This is a genomic window from Microbacterium deferens (assembly GCF_045517775.1).
Taxonomy (GTDB): Bacteria; Actinomycetota; Actinomycetes; order Actinomycetales; family Microbacteriaceae; genus Microbacterium.
Genome location: NZ_JBEUWT010000002.1, coordinates 214,363 through 236,721 on the forward strand (window position 1 = coordinate 214,363; position 22,359 = coordinate 236,721).

General features: G+C 70.3%; 16 protein-coding genes. 9 read left to right on the forward strand and 7 right to left on the reverse strand.

Going from position 1 to position 22,359, the window contains the following annotated elements; genetic code table 11:
• Positions 1 to 53: 53 nt before the first annotated feature.
• Entirely contained in the window at positions 54 to 332 is a 279-nt protein-coding gene (locus tag ABTU82_RS11280; protein ID WP_116647842.1) for a DUF6412 domain-containing protein, read from the reverse strand.
• A 118-nt stretch (positions 333 to 450) separates the two neighbouring features.
• On the opposite strand from ABTU82_RS11280, the gene ABTU82_RS11285 reads away from it, so the two are divergent.
• The 6 genes from ABTU82_RS11285 (at position 451) to ABTU82_RS11310 (ending at position 13,271) form a co-directional block, all read left to right on the forward strand.
• Entirely contained in the window at positions 451 to 681 is a 231-nt protein-coding gene (locus tag ABTU82_RS11285) for a DUF3072 domain-containing protein (RefSeq protein WP_116647843.1), read from the forward strand.
• A 208-nt stretch (positions 682 to 889) separates the two neighbouring features.
• A complete protein-coding gene (locus ABTU82_RS11290; protein ID WP_407173536.1) occupies positions 890 to 3,469 on the forward strand; it encodes a DEAD/DEAH box helicase in 2,580 nt (859 codons plus the stop codon).
• A gap of 148 nt (positions 3,470 to 3,617) precedes the next feature.
• The gene (locus ABTU82_RS11295; RefSeq protein WP_407173537.1) at positions 3,618 to 10,922 is read left to right on the forward strand and encodes a DUF2341 domain-containing protein; all 7,305 of its coding nucleotides are present in this window, start codon (positions 3,618 to 3,620) and stop codon (positions 10,920 to 10,922) included.
• 183 nt (positions 10,923 to 11,105) lie between these two features.
• Complete coding sequence (gene gnd / locus ABTU82_RS11300; RefSeq protein WP_407173538.1) at positions 11,106 to 12,161, forward strand: phosphogluconate dehydrogenase (NAD(+)-dependent, decarboxylating); 1,056 nt, start codon at positions 11,106 to 11,108, stop codon at positions 12,159 to 12,161.
• Positions 12,158 to 12,460 carry a putative quinol monooxygenase gene (locus ABTU82_RS11305; RefSeq protein ID WP_116647847.1) on the forward strand — a complete coding sequence of 101 codons (303 nt, stop codon included), beginning with the start codon at positions 12,158 to 12,160 and terminating at the stop codon, positions 12,458 to 12,460. The genes gnd and ABTU82_RS11305 overlap by 4 nt, the downstream gene beginning before the upstream one ends.
• A 19-nt stretch (positions 12,461 to 12,479) precedes the next feature.
• Positions 12,480 to 13,271, forward strand: a complete 792-nt coding sequence (locus tag ABTU82_RS11310) for a hypothetical protein (protein ID WP_407173539.1) — start codon at positions 12,480 to 12,482, stop codon at positions 13,269 to 13,271.
• A 5-nt stretch (positions 13,272 to 13,276) separates the two neighbouring features.
• Here the strand turns inward: ABTU82_RS11310 and ABTU82_RS11315 are convergent, their stop codons facing one another.
• Positions 13,277 to 13,987 (reverse strand): hypothetical protein, encoded by a 711-nt coding sequence (locus ABTU82_RS11315; RefSeq protein WP_116647849.1) that lies wholly within the window; start codon positions 13,985 to 13,987, stop codon positions 13,277 to 13,279.
• A gap of 138 nt (positions 13,988 to 14,125) precedes the next feature.
• On the opposite strand from ABTU82_RS11315, the gene ABTU82_RS11320 reads away from it, so the two are divergent.
• Complete coding sequence (locus ABTU82_RS11320; protein ID WP_116647850.1) at positions 14,126 to 14,803, forward strand: hypothetical protein; 678 nt, start codon at positions 14,126 to 14,128, stop codon at positions 14,801 to 14,803.
• Here ABTU82_RS11320 and ABTU82_RS11325 read toward each other — a convergent pair.
• Together ABTU82_RS11325 and ABTU82_RS11330 are read right to left on the reverse strand one after the other, a co-directional pair.
• On the reverse strand, positions 14,767 to 16,065 hold the full coding sequence (locus ABTU82_RS11325; RefSeq protein ID WP_407173540.1) for a glycosyltransferase: 1,299 nt from the start codon (positions 16,063 to 16,065) through the stop codon (positions 14,767 to 14,769). The two genes, ABTU82_RS11320 and ABTU82_RS11325, sit on opposite strands and share 37 nt — an antisense overlap.
• A complete protein-coding gene (locus ABTU82_RS11330) occupies positions 16,062 to 18,212 on the reverse strand; it encodes a glycosyltransferase (RefSeq protein ID WP_407173541.1) in 2,151 nt (716 codons plus the stop codon). Before ABTU82_RS11330 ends, ABTU82_RS11325 begins: the two co-directional genes overlap by 4 nt.
• 114 nt (positions 18,213 to 18,326) lie before the next feature.
• Here ABTU82_RS11330 and ABTU82_RS11335 point away from each other — a divergent pair, with 114 nt between their 5' ends.
• Together ABTU82_RS11335 and ABTU82_RS11340 are read left to right on the forward strand one after the other, a co-directional pair.
• Positions 18,327 to 19,502 carry a polysaccharide pyruvyl transferase family protein gene (locus tag ABTU82_RS11335; RefSeq protein WP_407173542.1) on the forward strand — a complete coding sequence of 392 codons (1,176 nt, stop codon included), beginning with the start codon at positions 18,327 to 18,329 and terminating at the stop codon, positions 19,500 to 19,502.
• Positions 19,503 to 19,695: 193 nt separating this feature from the next.
• A complete protein-coding gene (locus ABTU82_RS11340; protein ID WP_240606897.1) occupies positions 19,696 to 20,229 on the forward strand; it encodes a bifunctional nuclease family protein in 534 nt (177 codons plus the stop codon).
• 60 nt (positions 20,230 to 20,289) lie between these two features.
• On the opposite strand, the gene ABTU82_RS11345 is transcribed toward ABTU82_RS11340, so the two are convergent.
• Genes ABTU82_RS11345 through ABTU82_RS11355 form a run of 3 tightly spaced genes read right to left on the reverse strand, consistent with a single transcriptional unit; the run spans position 20,290 to position 22,270 of the window.
• A complete protein-coding gene (locus ABTU82_RS11345; RefSeq protein ID WP_407173543.1) occupies positions 20,290 to 21,018 on the reverse strand; it encodes a hypothetical protein in 729 nt (242 codons plus the stop codon).
• Positions 21,015 to 21,911 (reverse strand): ABC transporter ATP-binding protein, encoded by an 897-nt coding sequence (locus tag ABTU82_RS11350; protein WP_407173544.1) that lies wholly within the window; start codon positions 21,909 to 21,911, stop codon positions 21,015 to 21,017. Before ABTU82_RS11350 ends, ABTU82_RS11345 begins: the two co-directional genes overlap by 4 nt.
• The gene (locus ABTU82_RS11355; protein WP_407173545.1) at positions 21,908 to 22,270 is read right to left on the reverse strand and encodes a GntR family transcriptional regulator; all 363 of its coding nucleotides are present in this window, start codon (positions 22,268 to 22,270) and stop codon (positions 21,908 to 21,910) included. The genes ABTU82_RS11350 and ABTU82_RS11355 overlap by 4 nt, the downstream gene beginning before the upstream one ends.
• Positions 22,271 to 22,359 lie beyond the last annotated feature (89 nt).

Sequence of the window (22,359 nt, forward strand, 5' to 3'; positions counted from 1 at the left end):
CGAAAGGGACGCCGGGGGCGCCACGACGTCGACGGACGTGCGGGCGCGGCGGTCTACGCGGCCGAAGCCGCGGACTGCGGTGCTCTCGGGCGTGGGTGGCCCGCCGCATCCGGATCGCTCTGTGCGAGCGGCGTGGAGATGTCGATCGCGCGCCGCGGATGCGGGGCGCTGACGTCGCCGGAATCGGGCAGGCCGATGGCGACGGCCGCGAGCACGAGCAGACCGACCGCGGCGACCGCGACGGCGACGCCGATCGCGGCGGGGTCGGGGGTGGCGACGAGGCCCAGCACGGTCGCGAGCAGATGGAAAGCGGCGACGATGGATGCGAACACGCGCGCCCCCTTCCGGTTTCGTGGCGACACGATCACGCTAACACCCGGGGGAACGTCGGCGGGGTCGGCCCTGTCAAGCCCCGGGGCCGCGGTCGCGCACGCGCCTACCGTCGTACATATGTCTGATACATCGAACACGCTCGGATCGTCGGAGCCCACGGGCGACAGTGCCGAGAAGAACCCCGAGGAATGGGTCACCGGCGACGAGTCGATGACCGGTCCGCAGCGGTCGTACCTCGACACCCTCGCGCGGGAGGCCGGCGAGGAGCTCTCGGCCGACCTCACCAAAGCCGAGGCGTCGGAGCACATCGACCGTCTGCAGCAGAAGACGGGCCGCGGCGCGAGCTGACGGGCGTGTGCGGCAGGCCCCCTCGAGTCGGCGCGGTCTACTCGGGGGTGCCGTCCATCACCACGACCGATGAGCCCTCGAGCACGAAGCGCAGGGCGGTTCCGTCGGGGAAGTGATCTCGGAAGTCGGCCGGGACTCCTGCTCACCATGCTTCGCGCGTACGGGGCGCCCCGATCCCGGCCGAGCGCGTCGCGTGAAAGGGTAGAGCGTGCCTGAATCCCTGCTCGAACGCGTGCCGCGCGGTGCCGACTCGGATGCCGCCTATACCGGCTTCGTCGAGTGGGCGACCGATCGCGGCCTCTCGCTGTACCCCGCGCAGGACGAAGCGGTCATCGAGCTGGTCTCGGGCGCGAACGTGGTGCTGTCGACGCCGACCGGCACGGGCAAGTCGCTCGTCGCGATCGCCGCCCATGCCGCGTGTCTTGCCGCCGGGGGTCGCACCTACTACACGGCGCCCATCAAAGCGCTGGTCAGTGAGAAGTTCTTCGCCCTCGTCGACATCTTCGGCGCCGAGAACGTCGGCATGGTCACGGGCGACTCCTCGGTCAACCCCGACGCGCCGATCATCTGCTGCACCGCAGAGATCCTCGCGAACCTCGCTCTGCGGCAGGGCCCCGACGCCGTCGTCGACCAGGTCGTGATGGACGAGTTCCACTACTACGGCGACCCCGACCGCGGGTGGGCGTGGCAGGTGCCGCTTCTGCTCCTGCCGCGCGCGCAGTTCCTGCTGATGTCGGCCACCCTCGGCGACGTCACCGACCTCGCCGCCGACCTCACTCGGCGCACCGGCCGTCCGACCGCGCTCGTCACGGGGGTCGAGCGCCCCGTGCCCCTGCACTTCTCGTACGCTCGCACGCCCGTGCATGAGACGGTGCAGGAGCTGCTCGACACGCGCCAGGCTCCGGTCTACATCGTGCACTTCTCGCAGGCCGCCGCGATGGAGCGGGCGCAGGCCCTGTCGAGCATCAAGATCATCACGCGCGAGCAGCGCGACGAGATCGCCGAGGCGATCGGCGGCTTCCGTTTCAACACCGCCTTCGGGCGCATGCTTTCGCGGTTCGTGCGCGCGGGGATCGGCGTGCATCACGCCGGGATGCTGCCGCGCTACCGCCGGCTCGTCGAGACCCTCGCCCAGCGGGGGCTCCTCCGGGTCATCTGCGGCACCGACACGCTCGGGGTCGGGATCAACGTGCCGATCCGCACGGTGCTGATCACGGCACTGACGAAGTACGACGGCCAGAAGATGCGGCAGCTGAGCGCCCGCGAGTTCCACCAGATCGCCGGTCGCGCCGGTCGCGCGGGGTACGACACGGCCGGGACCGTGGTGGTGATGGCGCCCGACCACGAGATCGAGAACGCCGCGCAGATCATCAAGGCGGGCGACGACCTCAAGAAGCAGAAGAAGATCGTGCGCAAGAAGGCGCCGCAAGGGTTCGTCAACTGGACCGAGCAGAGCTACGACCGCCTGGTCGCTGCCGAGCCCGAGCCGCTCGTCGCCCAGATGCAGCTCACCGCCGCGATGCTGATCAACGTCATCGCCCGCGGCGGCGACGTCTTCGCGAACGTGCGTTCGCTCGTCTTCGACAATCACGAACCGAGAGCACGCACCTACGAGCTCGCCCGTCGGGCCATCGACATCTTCCGCACGCTCCGCACCGCAGGGGTCGTCGAGGTGGTCGACGGACGTGTTCGTCTCACGGTCGAGCTGCAGCCCAACTTCGCGCTCAATCAGCCCCTGTCGCCGTTCGCGCTCGCCGCGATCGAGCTGCTCGACCCCGCGACCGAGATCGGTGGCGGCCCTTCGACAGGCTCAGGGACCGAGGGGACCGACTCCGGCCCCGGCGTCGGCACGGGGCACTACGCCCTCGACGTGGTGAGCATCATCGAGGCGACCCTCGACGATCCGCGCCCGGTGCTCTCCCAGCAGCAGTTCCTCGCCCGCGGCGAGGCCGTCGCCCAGATGAAACGCGACGGCATCGAGTACGACGAACGCATGGAGGCGCTCGAGCAGGTGACGTGGCCGAAGCCGCTCGAAGAGCTGCTCGCGCAGTCGTTCGAGGTGTTCGCCACAGGTCAGCCCTGGATCCGCGATTTCGAGCTCTCACCGAAATCGGTGGTGCGCGACATGTTCGAACGGGCGCTGTCGTTCGGCGAACTCATCTCGGTGTACCAGCTCGCCCGCAGCGAGGGCCTTGTGCTGCGCTACCTCAGCGACGCCTATCGCGCGATCCGGCAGACGGTGCCGTCGGAGGCGCAGACCCCCGATCTCCTCGATCTCATCGCCTGGCTCGGCGAACTTGTGCGACAGGTGGACTCGAGCCTCGTCGACGAGTGGGAGGCGATGACGAACCCGCAGGAGCTCGCCCTTCGACAGGCTCAGGGACCGGAAGGTGGAGAGGTCGTGCCGCCCGCTCCGCCCTCGGTGCTGACGAACCGACGTGCGTTCAGCGTGCTCGTGCGCAACGAGCTCTTCCGTCGCGTGCAGCTGGCCGCGCTGCAGCGCGACGACGAACTCGAGACGCTCGACCCTGAGGTCGACTGGCCCGGCGCGCTCGACCGGTACTTCGACGAGCACGACGAGATCCTCACCGGGGGCGCGGCGAGATCGTCGGCGCTCGTGAGCATCGACGAGACGGATGCTGCAGCATCCGGTGTCTGGAAGGTCGAGCAGACCATCGACGACCCGGCCGGCGACCACGATTGGCGCATCCGCGGCGAGATCGACCTCGCGGCGTCCGAGGAGGCGGGCACCGCGGTGCTGCGCATCACCGAGGTGCTGCGGCTCTGACGGCCATTTTTCTGTCACCCGCAGGAAACCTGCGCGTGCCCCCGCGGTCAGACGCGCCCCGTTGAGTGCGTGATGGTTGTCGCGTGTGTTGCGACAACGCCTCTGACATCGCGACTGAAGTGGTTGACACATGCGCAGCATCACCCCCGTGGGGTCCAGATCCGTACGAATCGGCATTGTGGGGGCGGTGATCGCGGCGCTGGCGGTGCCGCTCGCGGCTCTTCCGGCCCAGGCGGCGACCCTCGCCGGCATCGAGGGAACGGGAAGTGCGGGTGACCCCTTCCGCATCGACAGCGCTGAGGACCTCCTGACCTTCGCGGCCGCCGCGAACGGCGACCCGGGCACCTACGGCGCTTCGCACCTGCAGCTCACGGCCGACATCGACATGGCAGGAAAGCCCGAGTTCCCGGGCATCGACCAGTTCTCGGGAAATCTCGACGGCACCGGCCACACGGTGAGCGACATCGTGTACGGCACGTCGAGCGCATCGGGCGGGCACCGCGGGTTCATCCGCCGCCTCACCGAGGGCACGGTGGCCAACCTGACGATCGAGGGCCCGAGCGCTGACAACGGCCAAGGAACGGGGTACATCGCCGGAGTCGCGGTCTACGCGACCCGAGCGACGATCACCGGCACCCAGGTCATCGACGCCGACTTCACCGCGACCAATGGCGAGAAGGTCGCCGGTCTGGTCAGTGAGTCCGACGGCAGCACGATCACGGACAACTTCTCGCAGGGCACGTTCGTCGCGGCGAAGATGCCCGGCGGCCTGGTGGCCTATTCGAAGGGCGCTTCGCGGATCGAGCGCAACCTCGCCGACGCCGACCTCACCGTGCTCCAGGCCGGTGCGGCCGGCGGATCACGCGGTATCGACGCGGCGATGATCGTGTCGTATCCCGGAAACCCGAACTCGGGAACCTTCGCGAACAACGTCGCCCTCGGCGGGTCGATCGCCTACACCGGCCTCATCGACGGCTTCGTCGGGCGCGTCATCGGCTACACGGGCTACTCGGGGTGGAGCGCGCTCGACAACCTCGCCAGCTCTGACATCACCATCTCGGGGGCGACGGTTGCCGGCCCCGGCACCAAGAGCCAGCATGGCCGCGACACGGCCCCGGCGGATCTCGCGAAGCAGTCGACCTACGAGGCGCTCGGCTGGGACTTCGCCGAGACGTGGACCTTCGACGCTGTGCTCGGCCACCCTGTGCCGACCTACATCTACTCGCTGGCCGGAGCGGGAACGGCCGACGCCCCGTACGAGATCGCGACACCGGCCGACCTCGAGTTTCTCGCGGCGGAGCTGAACGCGGGGAACGCCAAGTACACCGGAGCTTCGCACTTCGCGCTCACCGCCGACCTCGACTTCGCGGGTCGCGCACCCTTCGTCGGCATCGATCGCTTCACCGCCGTGCTCGACGGGCGCGGGTCGACGATCAGCGACATCACCTACGCCCGCAGCACCTCGTCGGCGCGTCTCGGTCTCATCCGTGCCATGAACGGCGGCGAAGTGCGCGATCTGGTGCTCGACGGAGTCACGGCGCACTCGGCCAGCACGGCCGAGGGTGACTGGGTCGCGGCGATGGCGGTCGTGGCAGAGAACTCCCGCTTCGACGGTGTCTCGCTGCTGGGCCTGGACCTGCAGGCGCCCGGGGCCGAGAAGGTGGCCGGTTTCGCCGCAGAACTCCGCGGCGACAGCCGCGTGACCGGAAGCTGGGTCGACGGCGCCATCACGGCGAAGAAGCTGCCCGCGGGCATCGCGTCCTACGCGCACAACTCCTCGGTGATCCGCGACAACCTCGCCTCGGTCGACCTCGACGTGACCGCTGCAGGCGGGGACGGAGGCACGCGCGGTATCGACGCGGGCGCCGTGGTCGCTTACCCGGGCTCGGGCAACAAGATCACGATCGAGCGCAACGTCGTCTACTCGGGCTCGATCGACTACAGCGGCCGTGTACCCGGGTTCGCCGGTCGCGTGCTCGGCTACTACCAGACGAGCGGCAACTACCGCGTGCCGACGCTTCGCGAGAACCTGGCCAACAGTGCCTTCACGGTGAACGGCGCGACCGTCACCGGCACCGCGACCGATGCGCACGGTGCGGACACCACCGCTGAGCAGCTCGCGCAGCAGGCCACCTACGAGAAGATCGGGTGGGATTTCGGCGCAGACTGGACCTTCGATGCGCAGCTCGGTCACCCCGTGCCCCGCTTCGTGCAAGACGCCGAGCGACCGAACCGCATCGCCACGACCTTCTCCGGCGACAGCAAGAGCCAGCGCGGGTTCTCGTGGTACTCGACGCTCTCCGGCGACGGCGGCATCGTCAGGCTCGGCACCGACCGTGAGCTCGCCGACCCGATGACGGTGAAGGCCGAGCGCAAGGTCAACCGCCACGGAGAGACGTTCTTCCAGGCGGTGGCCACCGGCCTCGAGCCCGGCACCCGCTACTTCTACCAGGTGGGCGATCACGCCGCTCAGGTGTGGAGTGCGACCGGCTCCTTCGTCACGAGCGACGGCGAGTCCGACTTCGCCTTCGTCGACCTCACCGACACGCAGTCGCAGAACCTGACCGAAGCCGAACTGTCGGCCGCGACGATCGCGAAGTCGCTCGCCACCGTGCCCTCGGCCGAGTTCGTCATCCACAACGGCGATGTGGTCGAGCACGGCGACCTCGAGCAGGACTGGATCGACCTGCTCGACGCGTCGCGCGAGAGCCTGCTCTCCACGACCCTCGCGCCGGCATCCGGAAACCACGACCAGGCAGCGAACGCCTTCACCGATCACTTCGCGCTCGAGGCACCGAACGGCCAGGACACCTCGACGGGTGCGTACTACTCCTACGACTACAACCGGGCGCACTTCGCCGTGCTGAACACCAACGAGGGCGGCGCGCAGGGCGTGTCGGCGAGCCAGATCGAGTGGCTCCGCAGCGACGTCACCGCGGCGCGCGAACGTGGCGCGCAGTGGATCATCGTCACGATGCACAAGGGGCCGTACACGACCGCCAACCACCTCGACGACGGAGATGTCATCGCCATGCGCGACACTCTCGTGCCCGTCATCGACGAACTCGACATCGACCTCGTCTTCCAGGGGCATGACCATGTGATGAGCCGTTCGAAGGTGCTCGCCTACGACGCCGCCGGCGTCGAGAGCGCCCGACCGGTCGAGACGACGGTCATCACCGAGATCGTCGCCGGCAAGCGCGCCGAGTACGCGCTCAACCCCGACGGCACCATCTACTTCCTGCCGAACACGGCCGGAGCCAAGCACTACCAGCAGGCGCAGAGCGTCGGCGGAGGCATCGACCTCGAGCGCTATCTGCAGTTGTTCGATCGCACGGGTGAGCAGAGTTCCGAGAACTTCGTCGGGGTCAACGTCACCGAGGGTCGCCTGACCGTCAACGTGTACGACATCAAGGAGAAGGGCCAGCCGCGCCTGTTCGAGAGCTTCGGCATCGATCGCGAAGTCACCCCGGTCAGTGCGCTGATCGATGCGCTCCCGGCAGTCGAGCAGCTGACGGCGGCGGATGCTGCGGCCGTGGCCGACGTCCGCACCGCGGTCGACGCCCTGTCGTCTGCCCAGCAGAGTGGTCTCGGCAACCTCGAGGCGTTCGAGGCCATCGAGGCGCGGATGCGCCAGCTGACCGGTGCCGTCGTGACCGACGGCAGCGAGATCGCGTGGGCGACGAACGCCGATGCGCGCCAGAGCGTGACGGTGCGCAACCACACCAGGACGCCGTTCGCCGACGTGCCGGTCAAGGTGACGCTGACCTCGACGCCGGGTCAGGATGCCGCGGGACTCGCCATCTTCGGCACCGATGGCGTCGCACTGCCGCACGAGGTCGAGACCTGGAACCCGGGCGGCGACTCCGTCATCTGGGTGCGCATGCCCGAGGTGCCCGCCGAGTCGGCGGCGACCGTCTGGGCGTACTTCGGCGCCGAAGGCGTCGAGAACGACCCGACCCTCGTCTGGGCCGAGGACTACTCGCTGGTCGAGCACTTCTCGCGTTCCGCCACCGCAGGGCAGACGCTCACCGACTCCACGGGCGCCCACCAGGGCACCGTCGTCGGAGGCGACCTCGTGACCGCGGCAGGCTCGCGCGGTGACGCCATCGCCGCGATGGGAACCTCACGCCTGCAGTACGCGGGCGACGTCGGAGGCGACGACGACCGCATCTCGATCAGTTCGGTCGTCTCGCTCACCGAGGCCCAACTGGCGCAGATGAAGGGGAACGCGCCGCTCGTGGCGAAGGAGTCTGCCACCGGCGACGGGCTGGCGAGCTTCTGGCAGGGCATCGTCCCCGGCGAGCGCCGTGTGGGCACCCGCTATCTCGGCAACAGCTGGGAGTTCGGCAACGCCGACCTCGGCCACCGCTTCGAGATGCCGTTCGACGGCAACAAGCACCTGGTCACGCAGACGTACGACGGTATGACCTACTCGGTCTTCATCGACGGCGAAGAGGTGCACTCGCAGTTCCTCGAGTACCGCACCACCTACGGCGACGCCAAGGTGCTGACCACGATCGGCGACTACTTCACGAACGACGGGTCTCTGAAGAGCCCCTTCGTCGGCGAGCTGGCAGAGGTGCAGATCGCCGGGGTCGAGTTCACTCCCGACTTCGAGGCGTTCCGCTACGCGAACTATCTCGGCGACGCCGTCGAGCTCGGTGACGTCGTCACGAAGGACGCCGACCGGGTGGTGCTCGCGGTGGCGACACCGCAGCCCGACGGCGAGATCGAAGCCGGACTCGTGGACGTGACCGGCACGGTCAGCAAGCGTTCCGAGCTGGTGGCCACCGTCGGAGGCGCAGAGGTCTTCCGACAGTCCGTCGACGCGGGTCAGTTCTCGGTGCCGGTGCCGGTCAACGCGGTGGGAGAGCAGCAGCTGACCCTCACGGCGACGGCGGGCGCAGCATCCGATGAGATCACCACGGCACTTTCAGTGAGCGACACGACCGCGCCCGCCCGCCCGGAGGTGTCGGACACCTCGGCCACGGCGACGAGCGTCGATCCGGCGGTCACCCTCACGGTGACCCCCCAGACCGACGACCGCGAGCGGGTGGACGCCTCGTTCTACGCCAACGCGACCGTGCCGCTCGGGGCGGCCAACACCGTCGTGCGCACGGGGTCGACCACCGACCGCACGCCCGAAGCGCTCACGCCGAGCAGCGGGGTCGTCGGTGGCGACCTGCTGCCGACGACGGTGGGAGACGACCAGAATCCGTTCCAGGTGTACACCGTGCAGCTGACGGACGAGCAGGCCGCTGAGGGCGAGTTCCACTTCTCATGGAGCGGCACGGGCGATGACCGTCGCGTGTCGGCGTGGGTGTGGGACAACACCGCGAGTGCTTGGGTGCTCTCCGACTCCGGGAACGACCGCGAGGGCGGTGTCGTCGAGCTCGACGTCGTGGCCCGCGCCGAGCAGGGTGCCGTCGCGAGCGACGGCACGGTGAGCCTTCTCGTGTGGCGAGGCCTCACCGAGCTGCCGTGGGGCGAGGGGCACGTCTTCGAGGCGGCTCCTGACGCGGCCGACTTCGACTGGGGCCTGCCGCACATCCCCGACACGCAGCTGTATTCGCAGGCGACGCCCGACTACATGACCAACCAGTTCGAGTACGTCGCGGCGCAGGCCGAGGAGCGCAAGACGAACATGGTCATCCAGTCGGGTGACTGGGTCAACCGTGAGTACCTCTCGCAGGAGTACCAGTGGAAGAACGCCGAACCGTCGGCGAAGGCGCTCGAAGACGCCGGGCTTCCCTACCTGATCTCCTGGGGCAACCACGATTACTCCGCCCCGCGCAACAACCGCGTGATGCTGCCGAAGTACTTCCCGATGTCTCGATTCGAGTCGAGCCTCGAGGGAAGTGACTGGACCTTCGGCGGAAGCAACGACATCGACAACTACTACTACACGGGCGAGGTCGATGGCGCGAAGCTCCTGCTGCTGACCGTCGGGTTCTTCTCGATCGACAACGCCAATGACGCCGGGCTCGCCTGGGCGCGCGGCGTGATCGCCGCGCACCCCGATCGCAGCGTGATCCTCGCCGTGCACCAGTCGGTGACCACCGGAACCAACCGCTGGGCGAACAGCAACGTCACCCAGATGATCGACGACTTCGACAACGTGAAGCTCGTGCTCGGCGGTCACATCTCCGGCACCGGCGTGGCGTCGCGCACCAATGCGCGGGGCAACACCGCGTACGGTCTGCTCACCGACTACCAGAGCCGTGTGTACGGCGGCCAGCAGTTCTTCCGCAACATGAGCTTCGACGCGGAGAACAATCTGCTCTACTCGAACACCTGGTCACCGCTGCTCGAGACCGCGGTGTCGGATGGTCCGTACCACTCGTCGATCGACGCGTCGGCCGTGCCGGGCTTCCACGGTTCGGACTCCGAGAACTTCGTGATCGAGTTCGATCTCGGGGGGACGACGACCCGCACCCTCCAGACGCAATCTCTGACGCTGTCGGCCGGAGAGCCCGTCAAGATCGGCGACACGGTCTCGACGGTCGGTGACGAGCCGGTGTCGATGGTGCTCGAAGGGGCAGAGGCCGGATTCGAGTACGAGTGGTACGCCGACCTGGTCGACGCGGCAGGCAACGCGACACGCAGCCCTGTCTCGACCTTCACGATCACCGAGGTCTCGGCGCCGACTGCTCCCCGCGACGTCACAGCCGCGGTGACCGCAGACACGGTGCACGTCGAGTGGGCCGCGCCCGAGGCCGACGGCGGCATGCCGGTGACGCGCTACGAGATCACGGTGGGTGAGAGGGTCGTGACCGTCGACGGGGGTATCCTCTCGACCGACGTCGCCGGCCTCGAACCGGGCACGTATGCGGTGACGGTGCGCGCCCAGAATGCGGCGGGCTGGTCGACGGCTTCTGCGGCGGTCTCGGTCGAGGTCACGGCTGCCCCCGAGGTCCCCACCCCCGTGGTGTCGGTCACGGGTGTTCTGAAGCCCGGAGGCGCGATCTCGGTCGCCGGTTCCGGACTCGCCGGGCAGACCGAGTACACCGTGCAGCTGCGTTCGACTCCGACCACGTTGGGCACGGTCACCACGGCCGCCGACGGCACCTTCGCCCTGTCGTCGACGATCCCGGCAGACACGACGCCCGGTGAGCACTCGGTCGTGGTCATGCTCGGTTCGGCGGACCTCGCCTCGACGAAGATCATGGTCACCGCGGGGTCCAGCGATCCGGGTGAGACGCCCGGCCCCGGTGAGACCCCCGGCCCCGGTGAGACGTCGGGCCCGGGTGCGACCCCTGGCCCGGGTGCGACCACTGCGCCGGGGACGACGCCCGGGTCGGCTGCCGGCCCCTCCGACGGCCTCTCAGGTCACCTGCCGACGACCGGTGCCGACGCCACGTGGGTGCCCTGGGCGGTGGGGGCGGCGCTGCTGCTCCTGATCGCGGGCTCGGGGGTGATGCTCGCGCGTCGACGTCGCGTCGGCGTCTGACGACGATCGTCTCGAGAGACGGCCGGGCCTGCGGGCTCGGCCGTCTCCGTGCGTGGCAGACTCCGGTCGAATCCCGCCGCCATCGACTGCGGCGCGTTCGCCCGCGTGGTCTCGTGCGTCTCTAGACTCGCGATGTAGGGCCGAAACCGCCGTGGTCTCGGTCGCGGGGAGAGGGAGTTCGATATGCAGATCGCCATGGTGGGTCTCGGGCGCATGGGCGGCAACATCGTCCGACGGCTGATGAACGACGGACACGAAGCCGTCGTCTACGACGTGAACCCCGACACGGTGACCGCGCTCGCCGACGAGGGCGCCACCGGTGCGTCGTCGTACGCCGACCTGGCGTCGAAGCTGCAGTCCCCGCGCGTCGTGTGGCTCATGATCCCCGCCGGCCTCACCGGTCAGGTCGTCGACCAGATCGCCGAGGTGCTCGAGCCCGGCGACATCATCATCGACGGCGGCAACTCGAACTACAAAGACGACGTGCGGCGCGCAGCCGCCCTCGCCGACAAGGGCGTCCAGTACGTCGACGTGGGAACGAGCGGCGGCGTCTTCGGCCTCGAGCGCGGCTACTGCCTCATGGTGGGCGGGCCCGACGAGGCCGTCGCCACGATCGAGCCGATCCTTCGCACCATCGCCCCGGGCGTCGGCGAGATCGCCCGCACGCCCGGGCGCACCGGGGAGGTCGCACCCGAGGAACAGGGGTGGCTGCACTGCGGGCCGTCGGGCGCCGGACACTTCGTGAAGATGGTGCACAACGGCATCGAGTACGGCATCATGGCCGCGCTCGCCGAGGGACTCAACATCCTGCACAACGCCGACGCGGGCAAGCGCGAGGCCGAGCACTCGGCCGAGATCGCTCCGCTCGAAGAACCCGAGTTCTACCAGTTCACGATCGACACCCCGAAGGTCGCCGAGCTGTGGCGTCGCGGGTCGGTCATCTCATCGTGGCTGCTCGATCTCACCGCCGCCGCGCTCGAGCAGAACCCCACCCTCGACGGCCTCGCCGGCCGCGTCTCCGACTCGGGCGAGGGCCGATGGACGGTGAAGGCCGCCGTCGACACCGGTGTTCCGGCTCCCGTGCTCGCCGCGTCGCTGTTCGAGCGTTTCGCCTCGCGCGGCGAAGACCACTACGCGAACCAGATCCTCTCGGCGATGCGCCTGCAGTTCGGCGGACACCAGGAGCTCCCCGCCGGCGACGTTCTCGAAGCCGGCGCCCGGAAGGCCGATCAGGGATGACGTTCGTCAACGCGGGCACCCTCGGCGCCGAGCCGGGAAAGCGCGACGAGCTCGCCGCGCACCTCACGCGGCGAAGCCCCGCTCTCGCCGACGCCGGATGCCTGGCATACGAGGTGGGCGTGATCGACGATGAGCCCGACACGGTGTTCGTCGTCGAGATCTGGACGGATGCCGCGGCGCACCGCGCCTCGCTGGAGCTGCCCGACGTGCAGGCCTCGATCGCGGCGGCGCGGCCGTTGCTGTCGGGGGAGTTCGGCGGGTTCCGCTTCGACGCGGTCGGGTCGCCGCTGCGCGACTGACCGAGGTGGACGAGGGGTCATGGACGATCGGACGAGCGCGGAGCTGACGTCGCTGCGCGCGCGGGCGTACGGTCGGGGGACCGGTCTCGAGGACGATCGCGAGGCGCTCGACCGGCTGGCGGAGCTGGAGGAGCTCTCGCTCGCCGAACGTGCGCCGGCGCCGCCCCCGAGCGAGACGTACGCGCCCGATGCCGCGGGGGAACCCGTTCGTGGCGCCGATCCGGAGGTGTCGATCGACGGCGCCGTCGTCGGCCCCGAGGCGGAGGAGGAGGCGCCCGAGCCTCGGCGGCCCCTCATCTGGTGGACGCGTCGGCGGATCGCCGCGGTGGGTGCGTTGGGGCTGGTCGCGGTGATCGTCGCGGTCGCGGCGATCTCGGCCGCCTTCACGTACCGGCTGCAGGCCGACCCTCGTGAGATCGCGGTGCTGCAGATCGACCCGAGCGCCGAGTGGCCGGAGATGATGGGGAACCGTCCGGACGGGAGCGAGATCTTCGAGGAGTTCTACGGTCTGCGGGCCTTCGTCCAGGACAACGCACCGCGCTTGTCGGCCGTCGACGTGTGTCTGTCGGTGATCGAGGCGTCGGCGGTGACCGGGCGGAGTTCCTATAGCAACTTCTACATCGGTGCGTGCGGGGCCGGCGAGTTCCCGGCCACGGTCTCGATGCTCGTCAACAGCACCGCTCCCGACGAACTGCAGGAGCGCTTCCCGGCGGGCACCTCGTTGCAGTTCATCCTGCGCGGCGACGAACTGGCCGTCTTGAGCTCCCCGCCGGCGCCCGTCGCCGTCGACGAGGCCGCCGACGCGGGCTGAGCCAGTCAGACCACGTAGGCGACGACGTTCTCGGAGAGACGTACCGGGTCGCCGAAGGCGGATCCCTGCACGTCGCCCACGTAGACGGTCACGCCGCCCACGCCGCTGAAGCCGACGCTTCCGCGGCCCGTGGGGTTCTCCGAGCAGCCCGCGCCCGAGAGCACGTCGGAGCCCGCGACCCGCACGAAGACGCAGACGCCGGCCACGTCGGCCGGTCGCGCGAGGAAGACGTCGTAGCCGTTCAGTCGGGCGATGAAGCGGGTCGACGACAGGTCGATCGATTCTGCGACGGGATCCTCGGGTGCCGCGGCGATCACGTCCTCCTCGGTCTGCGGCAGGAGGAGCTCGGAGAAGTCGTCGGGGGCGGCGGGAGTGGCGACGACGAGGCCGGCGGCGAAGGCGGCGCCGCCCACCGCCGCGGCCACGACCGTGGCCGAGACCGCGGCGCGCCACCGGGAGCGGCGCGGCGCGTGCTCGGCCGGCGCGGGGGGTGTCGGCTCGTAGCCGGACGTGTCGGGGATGTGCTCGTCGCGCATGGCCGGAGTCGTCTGGCTGGTCGCCGGGTCGGCGGCAACGGATGCGGCGTCGCTCAGCGCCCCCGGGTCCCGGAATGCCGCTTCGAGCTCGTGGAGGCGTGCGATGTCGGCGTCGCTCGGGTGACCGCCGGTGCCGTAGACGCGCTCCCGCAGCCGTCGGAGTTCGTCGTCAGGCGTCATGCGACCAGTCTCGCGCAGCATCCCCTCTCGCGAACACACGGGTTCGGCGCCAGCGCACGGCCTGCGCACGGGCCGCGGCCGTGTGCTCGGGCACAAGCCGTGTGCGGGGGCGATGGGGCGCGCGACTACGCTGGTGCAGTGACCCGAGCGATCGTCGTGCTGCCGTGGCGCCCCGCGCCCTCCCGCATCCCCGCCTACGAGCGCGTGCGCGACTGGTACGCGATGCAACTGCCGGAGCTCGAGGTCACCACGATCGACACCGACGATCAGCCGTTCGTGCTCGCCGCGTGCCGCAACAAGGCGATGCGCGACGCGCCCGATGACACCGTCGTCGTCATCGGCGACGCCGACACCCTGCCCGAACCCGCCCCGCTGCGCGCCGCGATCGCGGCCGCACGGCACAGCGACCGCGTGCACCTGCCCTACGACGAGTACCGCTGGCTGGGCCGCCCCGGGTCCGCGCAGTTCGACGCCGGTGTGCCGCTCGCCGACTGCGAGTACGAGCTCGTGCTCGGCGCCTGCTCGGGCGTCTACGTCGCGACCCCGCGCACGTGGGCCGCGCACGGCGGGCAGGACGAGAACTTCCGCGGGTGGGGTTTCGAAGACGCCGCCTGGTTCCTCGCGCACGAGACCCTCCTCGGCGGTCCTCCCGTGCGGCACGCGGGCCGTGTCTACGCGCTCCACCACACCGGGGAGGTGCGTGCCGGAGCGCAGTACGACCTGAACGCCGCCCGCATGGAGCGATACCGGCAGGCGGCGGGCGACCCGGCGGCGATGGCTCAGCTGGTCGCCGAGGTGCCGGTCAGCGCCGCGTAGGCGATCGCCGGACCCGGTCGCTCCTGCTGCGCGCGGGCGATGTCGGCGAGGGGCGAAGACCTCGACCGCAGCACGGCGTCGATCGCCGCCGCAAGGTCGGCGGCATCCGCCCGGTTCGGGTCGAGTGCACGCCCGAGTCCGGTGCGTTCGATCGCCGCTGCGCCGGCGAACTGGTCGGTCGAGAAGGGCAGCACCATGAGCGGCACCCCCTGGCCGACGGCCTCGGTCACGGAGTTGTTGCCGCCGTGCGTGACTCCCGCCGCCGCTCGCCCCAGGAGGCGCACCTGGGGGAGGAACCCGCGCACGAGCCAGTTCGAGGGGATCGGGCCCAGCGCCGACGTCTCGGTGGCCCCCGTCGCTATCGCCGCACGCAGCCCGAGGCTGCGGAGCGCATCGGCCACCCGCGCGAGCACGTCGTCGCGCACCGAGAGGAAGCTGCCGAAACTGACGTAGACGAACGGTTCGTCGTCGGCGAGCCAACGCTCGACCTCGGCGTCGGCGGCCTCGTCGCGGCGCGTCGAGCCGAGGAAGGCGTGGGCCGGCAGTGCGCGTCCGTCGCCGTTCGCGAGCTCGGCGGGGTAGTTGTACAGCACGAGGTCGCCGTGGGAGGCGAAGGCGTCGGGGATGCCGGATGCTGAGGGGTCGAGCTCTCTCGCCGCGGCGTTCCACTGGTCGGTGAAGCGTCGCGAGACCTCGGTGCACAGCATCCGCAGGTCTTCGAGCTCGGGGGCGTCGGGCGCGAAAGCGGCCGGCCAGGCGGGAGGGAAACCGTAGACCTCGCCGGCGACCGGGAGGGCGCTCGGGTGACCCAGCACCACATCGGCGTAGGAGATGCCCGCCGTCTGCAGCGCCAGACGCGCACTGAAGGCGAGATGGTCGACGACGATCGCGTCGGGGGCGACGTCGTCGATGACCTCGAGCGTGCGTCGGGCGCGCCCGACCGGGTCCCACATCAGGTCGGTCAGTCGCTCGCGGGCCTGGTAGGCGAGGGTGGGCACCATGCCGCGTCGCGTCGCGTCGAAGAATCCCTGGAGCGAGGCCGCTTCGTCCGTGGGCTGTTCGCCGGGGCGCATCACGCCCGCGTTCGAGCCGCGCCCGAGCGGCAGGTCGACGCGGCGCAGTCCGAACTCGTGAACGATCGGCTCCGTCGCCGGGCCGGTCGCCACGACGACGTCGTCACCGGCGTCGCGCCAGGCCGTGGCGATCGTCGCGAGCGGCAGCAGGTGCGAGGCGTAGTCGGGCGTGATGACGAGCAGTGTCATGCGACCGGACCCACGGTGCGCAGCAGCTCCGCCTCGGAGGCGGCGACGCCGCGGTAGACGGGGCCGAGGGCGGCGGCCATGCCCTGGATCGTGAAGCGCGCGGCGACCATGTCGTGGGCCCGCCGGGCGAGGTCGTCGTCGCCGCGTGCGGCGAGGTCGAGTGCGGCGGAGATCGCCGCCGTCAGCATCGCGGGATCCCACGTGGCCGTGAGCACCCCGGTGAGCCCGTCCTCGACATAGGTCGCAGGCCCGCCGGCGTCGGGGGCGACGACCGTGAGCCCGGTCGCCATGGCCTCCAGCAGGGCGATGCCGAACTCCTCCTTCAGGCTCGCGCAGACGTACACGCCGCGCGGTGCGATGATTCCGGGGATGCCGAACCGCACCGCCGCGAGCCACCGGGCGGCGACGTCGTTGGGCTGATGTCCGGCGAGCAACAGCCCTGCCTCGGCACGACGGTCGGGGGAGACGACGGCGTCGATGCGCTCGAGCTGCTCGCGCTCGTCGAGCGAGGGGTGCTCGAGGTCACCGCCGATCACGAGCAGATTCACGCGTTCGGCCAGGGCGCTCGTCGCCCACGCCTCGACGAGGGTCGCCATGCCCTTCACGCGATGCAGGCGCCCCACGGTGGCGATGATCGGCAGCCCGCGACGGTGCGCGGGGAGGGCCTGGATCAGAGCGTGCAGGTCGGCGAATCGATCGTCGCCCGCCGGGGTGATCGCGTGAGCGGATGCGTCGACCACCGCGCGGTCGACGACCTCCAGGTCGACGCCCTCGGCGACGATGGTGTGCCGCTCGGGGTAGGAGGCGATATCGATCCCGACGAGCTCGCGCATGTCGCGGGCGAGTTCGGGCCGGGGGAAGAGCACCGTGTGCGCGGCGTTCGCCGCCAGGTTCTGCACCAGCCGGGTGCGGAACCAGAAGTGCTCGCGCAGATCGGTCTGACCGAACGTCGTGCGGGTGAGGTCGCCCGAGCGGTCGAGCGCCTGGATGATCGAGTGCGGGTCGGGCGCGACGGTGAACACCACGGGGATGCCGAGCTCGCGGGCGACGTCGACCGCGGCGAGGCTGCCCACATCGGCCATGCGCAGGTGCAGCACGTCGACGCGACCGGCGGCGCGAAGGAGGCGCCGGATGCCGCGACGCGCGGTGACCCGCAGGGGCCAGGCGGCGGCCGACGGCACGGCGGACGGAGCCAGCGGCACATGCCCGTAGACGTGGCCGGTGTCGCCGCCGACGGAGAGCAGGTCGGCGGCCGCGCGCGGCACGGCGCCGCGAGAGAGAGTCAGCACGCGATCGACGTGCGCCGCGGGATCGGCCACGAGCGCGTCGCCGAGGCGGACGAGCAGGGTGGCGATGCCGCCGTTGTCTCCGGCGCCGGCCGACGACAGGGTGGGGTCGATGTCGGCGTGGAGGAAGAGCTGGGCGACGGTGAGTGCGCCCTCCGTCTCGATGTTGCGCTGAGGAACCACCTGCAGGTCGATCACCGACAACCGCGCCACTTCGGCGAGGCGTCCCTCGCGCTCGATGAGGTGCTCCAGGCGATCGGCGATGTAACGGGCCCCCGTCCGCTGACCGAGGGCGGCCACCGCTGCAACGCGGACGTCTTCGTGCTCGGCTTCGTCGAGCGCGATCTCGAGCAGCTGACGCTCGGCGATCGACTGGCGAACGAGTCCGAGCGTCTCGACGAGACGCGTGCGCGCGGGAACGTCGGCGACGCCGAGGAGAGCGCTCTCGATCGCGACCGCGAGGGTCTCGCCGATGGCGCCCGACCAGTTCTCGAGCGTGGTCTGTGCCAGCATCCCGGTGAACCCGCCATCGGTGACGAGACCGAGAAGCCGACCGACCGCGTCGTAGCGCGGGAGCGTCTCGGCCAGCGCCCACGCGGCGTGCTCGCGGATGAACGGACGTTCGTCGGAGAGGAGGTTGCTCAAGCTCTTCGATGCCTGCTCATCGAAGACGGCGGCCAACGCGTGGACGGCGGCGATCGCGACGACCTGGTCGGATCCCGCCACGGCCCCCAGCAGGATGCGGAGCGTGCGCACGCCGGGATCGCGTCGCGCCTCGAAGGCGAGATCGTCGGCGAGGCGTATCGCGTCGATGATGCGGGGAGCGCCGGCGACGGCGTCGAGCGTGGTCTGAATGCCCATGTGCGGCTTCTTCTGTAGAGCGTGCCGCGATCGCGGTCGTTTCGAATGGTATCCGGCGAACCTGACGCACAAGTAGCGTGGAGAGGTTCTTCACATCTACCCGGAGGTTGTTGTATGTCCGTCATCGTCATCGGAGACATCGGCGTGGTCGATGGGATGATGCACATCGGCGACGAGGCGATGTTCGAAGCCGCCGCGACCGAGCTCTCCGCCCGGGGAGTCGACGTCGTGGGGGTGTCGTCCGCGCCCGACGAATCGGCCGCCCGTTACGGCGTCGGCGCCGTCCCCCGCCTGGGCTTCGCCGGTCTTGATCGCGCCGCAGCCGCCGCACGGTCGGAGCTGCTGGTGGCCGCCGCATCCGGTCGTCTCGCACTTCCGACAGGCGACCCCGCGACCGCCGTCGTCGAGGCCGTCCAGGCGGCGACGGGCGTGCTCGTGGCCGGCGGCGGCAACCTCGCCTCGCGGTGGCCGGTGCACATCCACGAACGCGGCACCCTCGCCGCGATGGGGCGGAGCCTCGGCCTCCCCGTCGTCGTGAGCGGCCAGACGCTCGGCCCCGACCTCATCGATACCGACGCCGCGGCCGTGCGCGAACTCCTCGGCACCGCGGCGCTCGCCGCCGTGCGCGAGCCGACGTCGGCAGCGCTCGCCGCGTCGTGGGACGTGCCGGTGCGCCTGGGCGTCGACGACGCGTCGTTCCTCGGCGGCGACGGAGCGGACGAGCGGTCGGGCATCGTGGTGAGCGTCTCGGGCTGGTTCGACCATCGCCCGCCGGCCGAGGTCGAAGCATCCATCGCCCGTCTCATCGACCACGCGGCGAGCGTCGTCGGAGGTCCCGTGCGCTTCCACGCCCACTTCGGCCCGCTCGATGCCGACGCCGAGCCGCGCGGCGACGCGGCGCTGCACGAGCGCATCCGCGCGCACCTCACGGCGCCGAGCGAGGTGGTGCCCACCGGCGACTCGCTGCATTCCGCCGCGCTCGCTCGCAGCGCCGCCCTCTTGATCACGAGCCGGTACCACCCGGCCGTCTTCGCGGCGCCGGCCGGTGTGCCGACGCTCGGGCTCGTGGCCGACGCCTACACGCAGATCAAGCTCAGCGGTGTGCTGGGCCACTGGGGCGAGCCTGCCACGGCCACGCTCGACGAACTCGACACCCGCGCTCGCACCCTCGTCGAGGGGCTGGATGCGGCGCGCCCCCGCATCCGCGACGAGGCCGACGCGCGGCGACCCGCCCACCGCGCCGCGTACACCGCCTGGTGGGACGACGTCGCCGGCGTGCTCGCCCCCTGACCCCCGTCCCTCTTCCCCAGCCCCGTCCCTCTTCCCCTGTCGCGAATGGCGAGCGGCACCCACCATCTGCGACGGGCGAGCGTTCCACAGTGCGCTCGCCTGTCGCGAATAGTGGGACTGGCCCGCCGAAAGCGACAGGGGAGCGCCGTCCGCGACGGGCGAAGCCACCCCACCCAGAGGGAACGGTCGTACGATGGCTGACAATCGCAGTTCGAGCGCGACGGGAGGCACCATGGTTCAGGTCAGGGTGATCGGCGTCGCGCGCGACACCGAGCAGCAGCACGTCATTCTGCTCAAACCCGTCGACGAACCCGCAGCCGAGGGGCGGATGCTGCCGGTCTGGATCGGCGAGCAGGAGGCCACCGCGATCCTCGTGGCCGTGCAGGGTTCGATCACGCCCCGGCCGCTCGCACACGATCTCATGGCGAGCATGCTGCACGAGCTCGAGGCCGAGGTCGAGCGCGTGGAGGTCACCCGCATCGAAGACGGCACGTACTTCGCCGAGATCACGCTGTTCACCCCTCACGGGCTCCGCGTGATCGACGCCAGGCCGTCCGACGCGATCGCGCTCGCGTCGCGCACGCACACCTCCATCTGGGTGGCCGACGAGGTGCTCGACGTCGCGGGCGTCGAAGACACGGTCTCGGAGCCGGCGGCCGACGAGCACGAGGTCGACGAGTTCCGCCGGTTCCTCGAGGGCATCGACCCCGAGGACTTCAGCGACTGACCCGCTGTTCGTGCCGTGATGAGTCGGCCCGGAGAGGTGCGACGAGCCCCGCCTCGGATCTCACCGCACCGAGGCGCGACGCAGGAACACGTACTGACCGGCGATCGACAGAGCGATGACCACGACGGAGGCCACCGCGAGCCACCACGGCTGGAACGCGTCGAAGACGGGTACGAGCACGATGGCGACGATGCCGAGGGCGATCACGGCGGCGGCGGCGAGTGCGGTGGGTCCGAGAGCACCGAAGCGCACCCAGGCGGCCGCCATGGCGCCGCCGACGGAGAGCACCAGCAGCGCGCCGAGGAACGCGGTGACGGCCAGCTGGAACGGGTTGCCCGAGCCGAGCACCACCACATCGGTCACATAGATGTGGAAGAACCAGTGGCCCGTCGCCTGTTCGAGGCCCAGCAGCACGAGCAGCAGCGCCGTGACGTAGAGCGAGAGAGCGATGTGCGTCAGCACCGTCCCCGCGACGAAGGTGCGCCGCGTGCTGCCGAGAGAGAGCGCGAGCGGGAAGGTCAGCGAGACGGTCTGCACGCCGATCCAGCCGAAGAATCCCGGGAGAGCCCACGTGACGGCCGGATTGTTGCGGCTGTTCGCGACCCATTCGGCGCTGCCGGGCTCGAACCCGAGACGCCAGAAGACGACCGCGATGATCGCGGTGATCACCAAGACCAGGAGCATGATGCCGGGAGGGGTGAGCAGCAGCATGGCGCGCTGGGCGAAGTGCAGCCGGAAGACGTCGACAGGCCCGGAAGCGCGGGAGGGGGCGAGGGCTGTGGCGGTCATGCGTGCGTTCCTTCCAGGGATTCGGCCTCGACGCCGTAAGCCGCGACGAGGTCTTGCAGGGTCGCGGGGGAGACCTGCGCACCGGCGCGGGTCGCACGCTCCGTGATGCTGTCGGCGTCGGTCGCCTCGACGACCACCGAGCTGAGTCCGCCGACGGTCCGGCGCTGCAGCACGCGATGCCCGGCGGCGAGGTCGTCGACGGTGGCGGTCAACCCGCTCAGAGTGATCGCGCTGCCGCGGAGCTCGTCGGCGGCGGCCTCGCGTACGAGTCGGCCCCCGTCGACGATCACGACGTGCTCGAGCAGCGGTTCCATCTCGTCGATGAGGTGCGTCGACACGATGATCGTGCGGGGGTGGTCGATGTAGTTCTGCATGAGGGCGTCGTAGAAGAACCGGCGGGCCGTAGCATCCAACCCCAGATACGGTTCGTCGAAGATCGTCACCGGGGCGCGGGACGCGAGCCCGAGCACGATGCCGAGCGATGACGCCTGACCTCGCGACATCTTCTTGACCGTGGTCTTGCGAGGCAGCCGGAACCCCGACACCAGCTTCTCGGCGACGTCGGCGTCCCAGCCCGCGTGGAAGAGGGGCGCGACCTCGAGCAGGTGACGGAGCGTGAAGTCCTCCGGGTAGCGCTGGTTGTCGCGCACGAAGCTGATCGACGACATGACCGCCGCGCGCTCGAAGGGATCGGATCCGAGCACCCTCACCGAGCCGGAGTCGGCGCGGTCGTGCCCCGCGATGATCGACATGAGCGTGGTCTTCCCCGCTCCGTTGCGACCGAGCAGCCCCGTGATGGCGTTCTGGGGGATGTCGACGGTGATGGCGTCGAGGGCTCGGACCCGGCCGAAGTGCCGGGAGACCTCCGACAAGCGGATGGCGGGCTGTGTCATGACGCGGACCCTTCGTGATCGATGATGCGGTGGACGTCTTCGAGGTCGAGGCCGAGCGAGCGTGCCTCGGTGAGCAGCGGGGCGACGAACGCCGCGCGGAACGCGGCGGTGCGTTCGTCGCGCACGCGCTGGCGGGCGCCCGCGCTGACGAACATGCCGAGACCGCGGCGCTTGTGCAGCACCTCGCGGTCGACCAGCACCCCGAGGCCCTTTCCCACCGTGGCCGGATTGATGCGGTGGAAGGCGGCGAGCTCGTTCGTCGAGGGCACCTGCGTGCCCTCGGGGTAGGTGCCGGCGAGGATTCCGTCGGCGATGCTCTCGGCGATCTGCTGGAAGATCGGCTTACCGTCGTCGAGCATGCAACCCCTTTGGTTCGTTACTTGAGTAATGAACCTACGAGGCTCGACAGGGTGTGTCAAGTCCCCCCAGCCGAAGGCGCCGTGGGAGT

Excerpts from the sequence above, each read along its gene's own strand:
- ABTU82_RS11335 (WP_407173542.1), top strand. The coding sequence starts at position 18,327 with ATGTCCGTCATCGTCATCGGAGACATCGGCGTGGTCGATGGGATGATG.
- ABTU82_RS11325 (WP_407173540.1), bottom strand. The coding sequence starts at position 16,065 with ATGACACTGCTCGTCATCACGCCCGACTACGCCTCGCACCTGCTGCCG.
- ABTU82_RS11345 (WP_407173543.1), bottom strand. The coding sequence starts at position 21,018 with ATGACCGCCACAGCCCTCGCCCCCTCCCGCGCTTCCGGGCCTGTCGAC.
- ABTU82_RS11305 (WP_116647847.1), top strand. The coding sequence starts at position 12,158 with ATGACGTTCGTCAACGCGGGCACCCTCGGCGCCGAGCCGGGAAAGCGC.
- ABTU82_RS11340 (WP_240606897.1), top strand. The coding sequence starts at position 19,696 with ATGGCTGACAATCGCAGTTCGAGCGCGACGGGAGGCACCATGGTTCAG.
- ABTU82_RS11285 (WP_116647843.1), top strand. The coding sequence starts at position 451 with ATGTCTGATACATCGAACACGCTCGGATCGTCGGAGCCCACGGGCGAC.
- ABTU82_RS11355 (WP_407173545.1), bottom strand. The coding sequence starts at position 22,270 with ATGCTCGACGACGGTAAGCCGATCTTCCAGCAGATCGCCGAGAGCATC.
- ABTU82_RS11310 (WP_407173539.1), top strand. The coding sequence starts at position 12,480 with ATGGACGATCGGACGAGCGCGGAGCTGACGTCGCTGCGCGCGCGGGCG.
- ABTU82_RS11330 (WP_407173541.1), bottom strand. The coding sequence starts at position 18,212 with ATGGGCATTCAGACCACGCTCGACGCCGTCGCCGGCGCTCCCCGCATC.
- gnd (WP_407173538.1), top strand. The coding sequence starts at position 11,106 with ATGCAGATCGCCATGGTGGGTCTCGGGCGCATGGGCGGCAACATCGTC.
- ABTU82_RS11350 (WP_407173544.1), bottom strand. The coding sequence starts at position 21,911 with ATGACACAGCCCGCCATCCGCTTGTCGGAGGTCTCCCGGCACTTCGGC.
- ABTU82_RS11315 (WP_116647849.1), bottom strand. The coding sequence starts at position 13,987 with ATGACGCCTGACGACGAACTCCGACGGCTGCGGGAGCGCGTCTACGGC.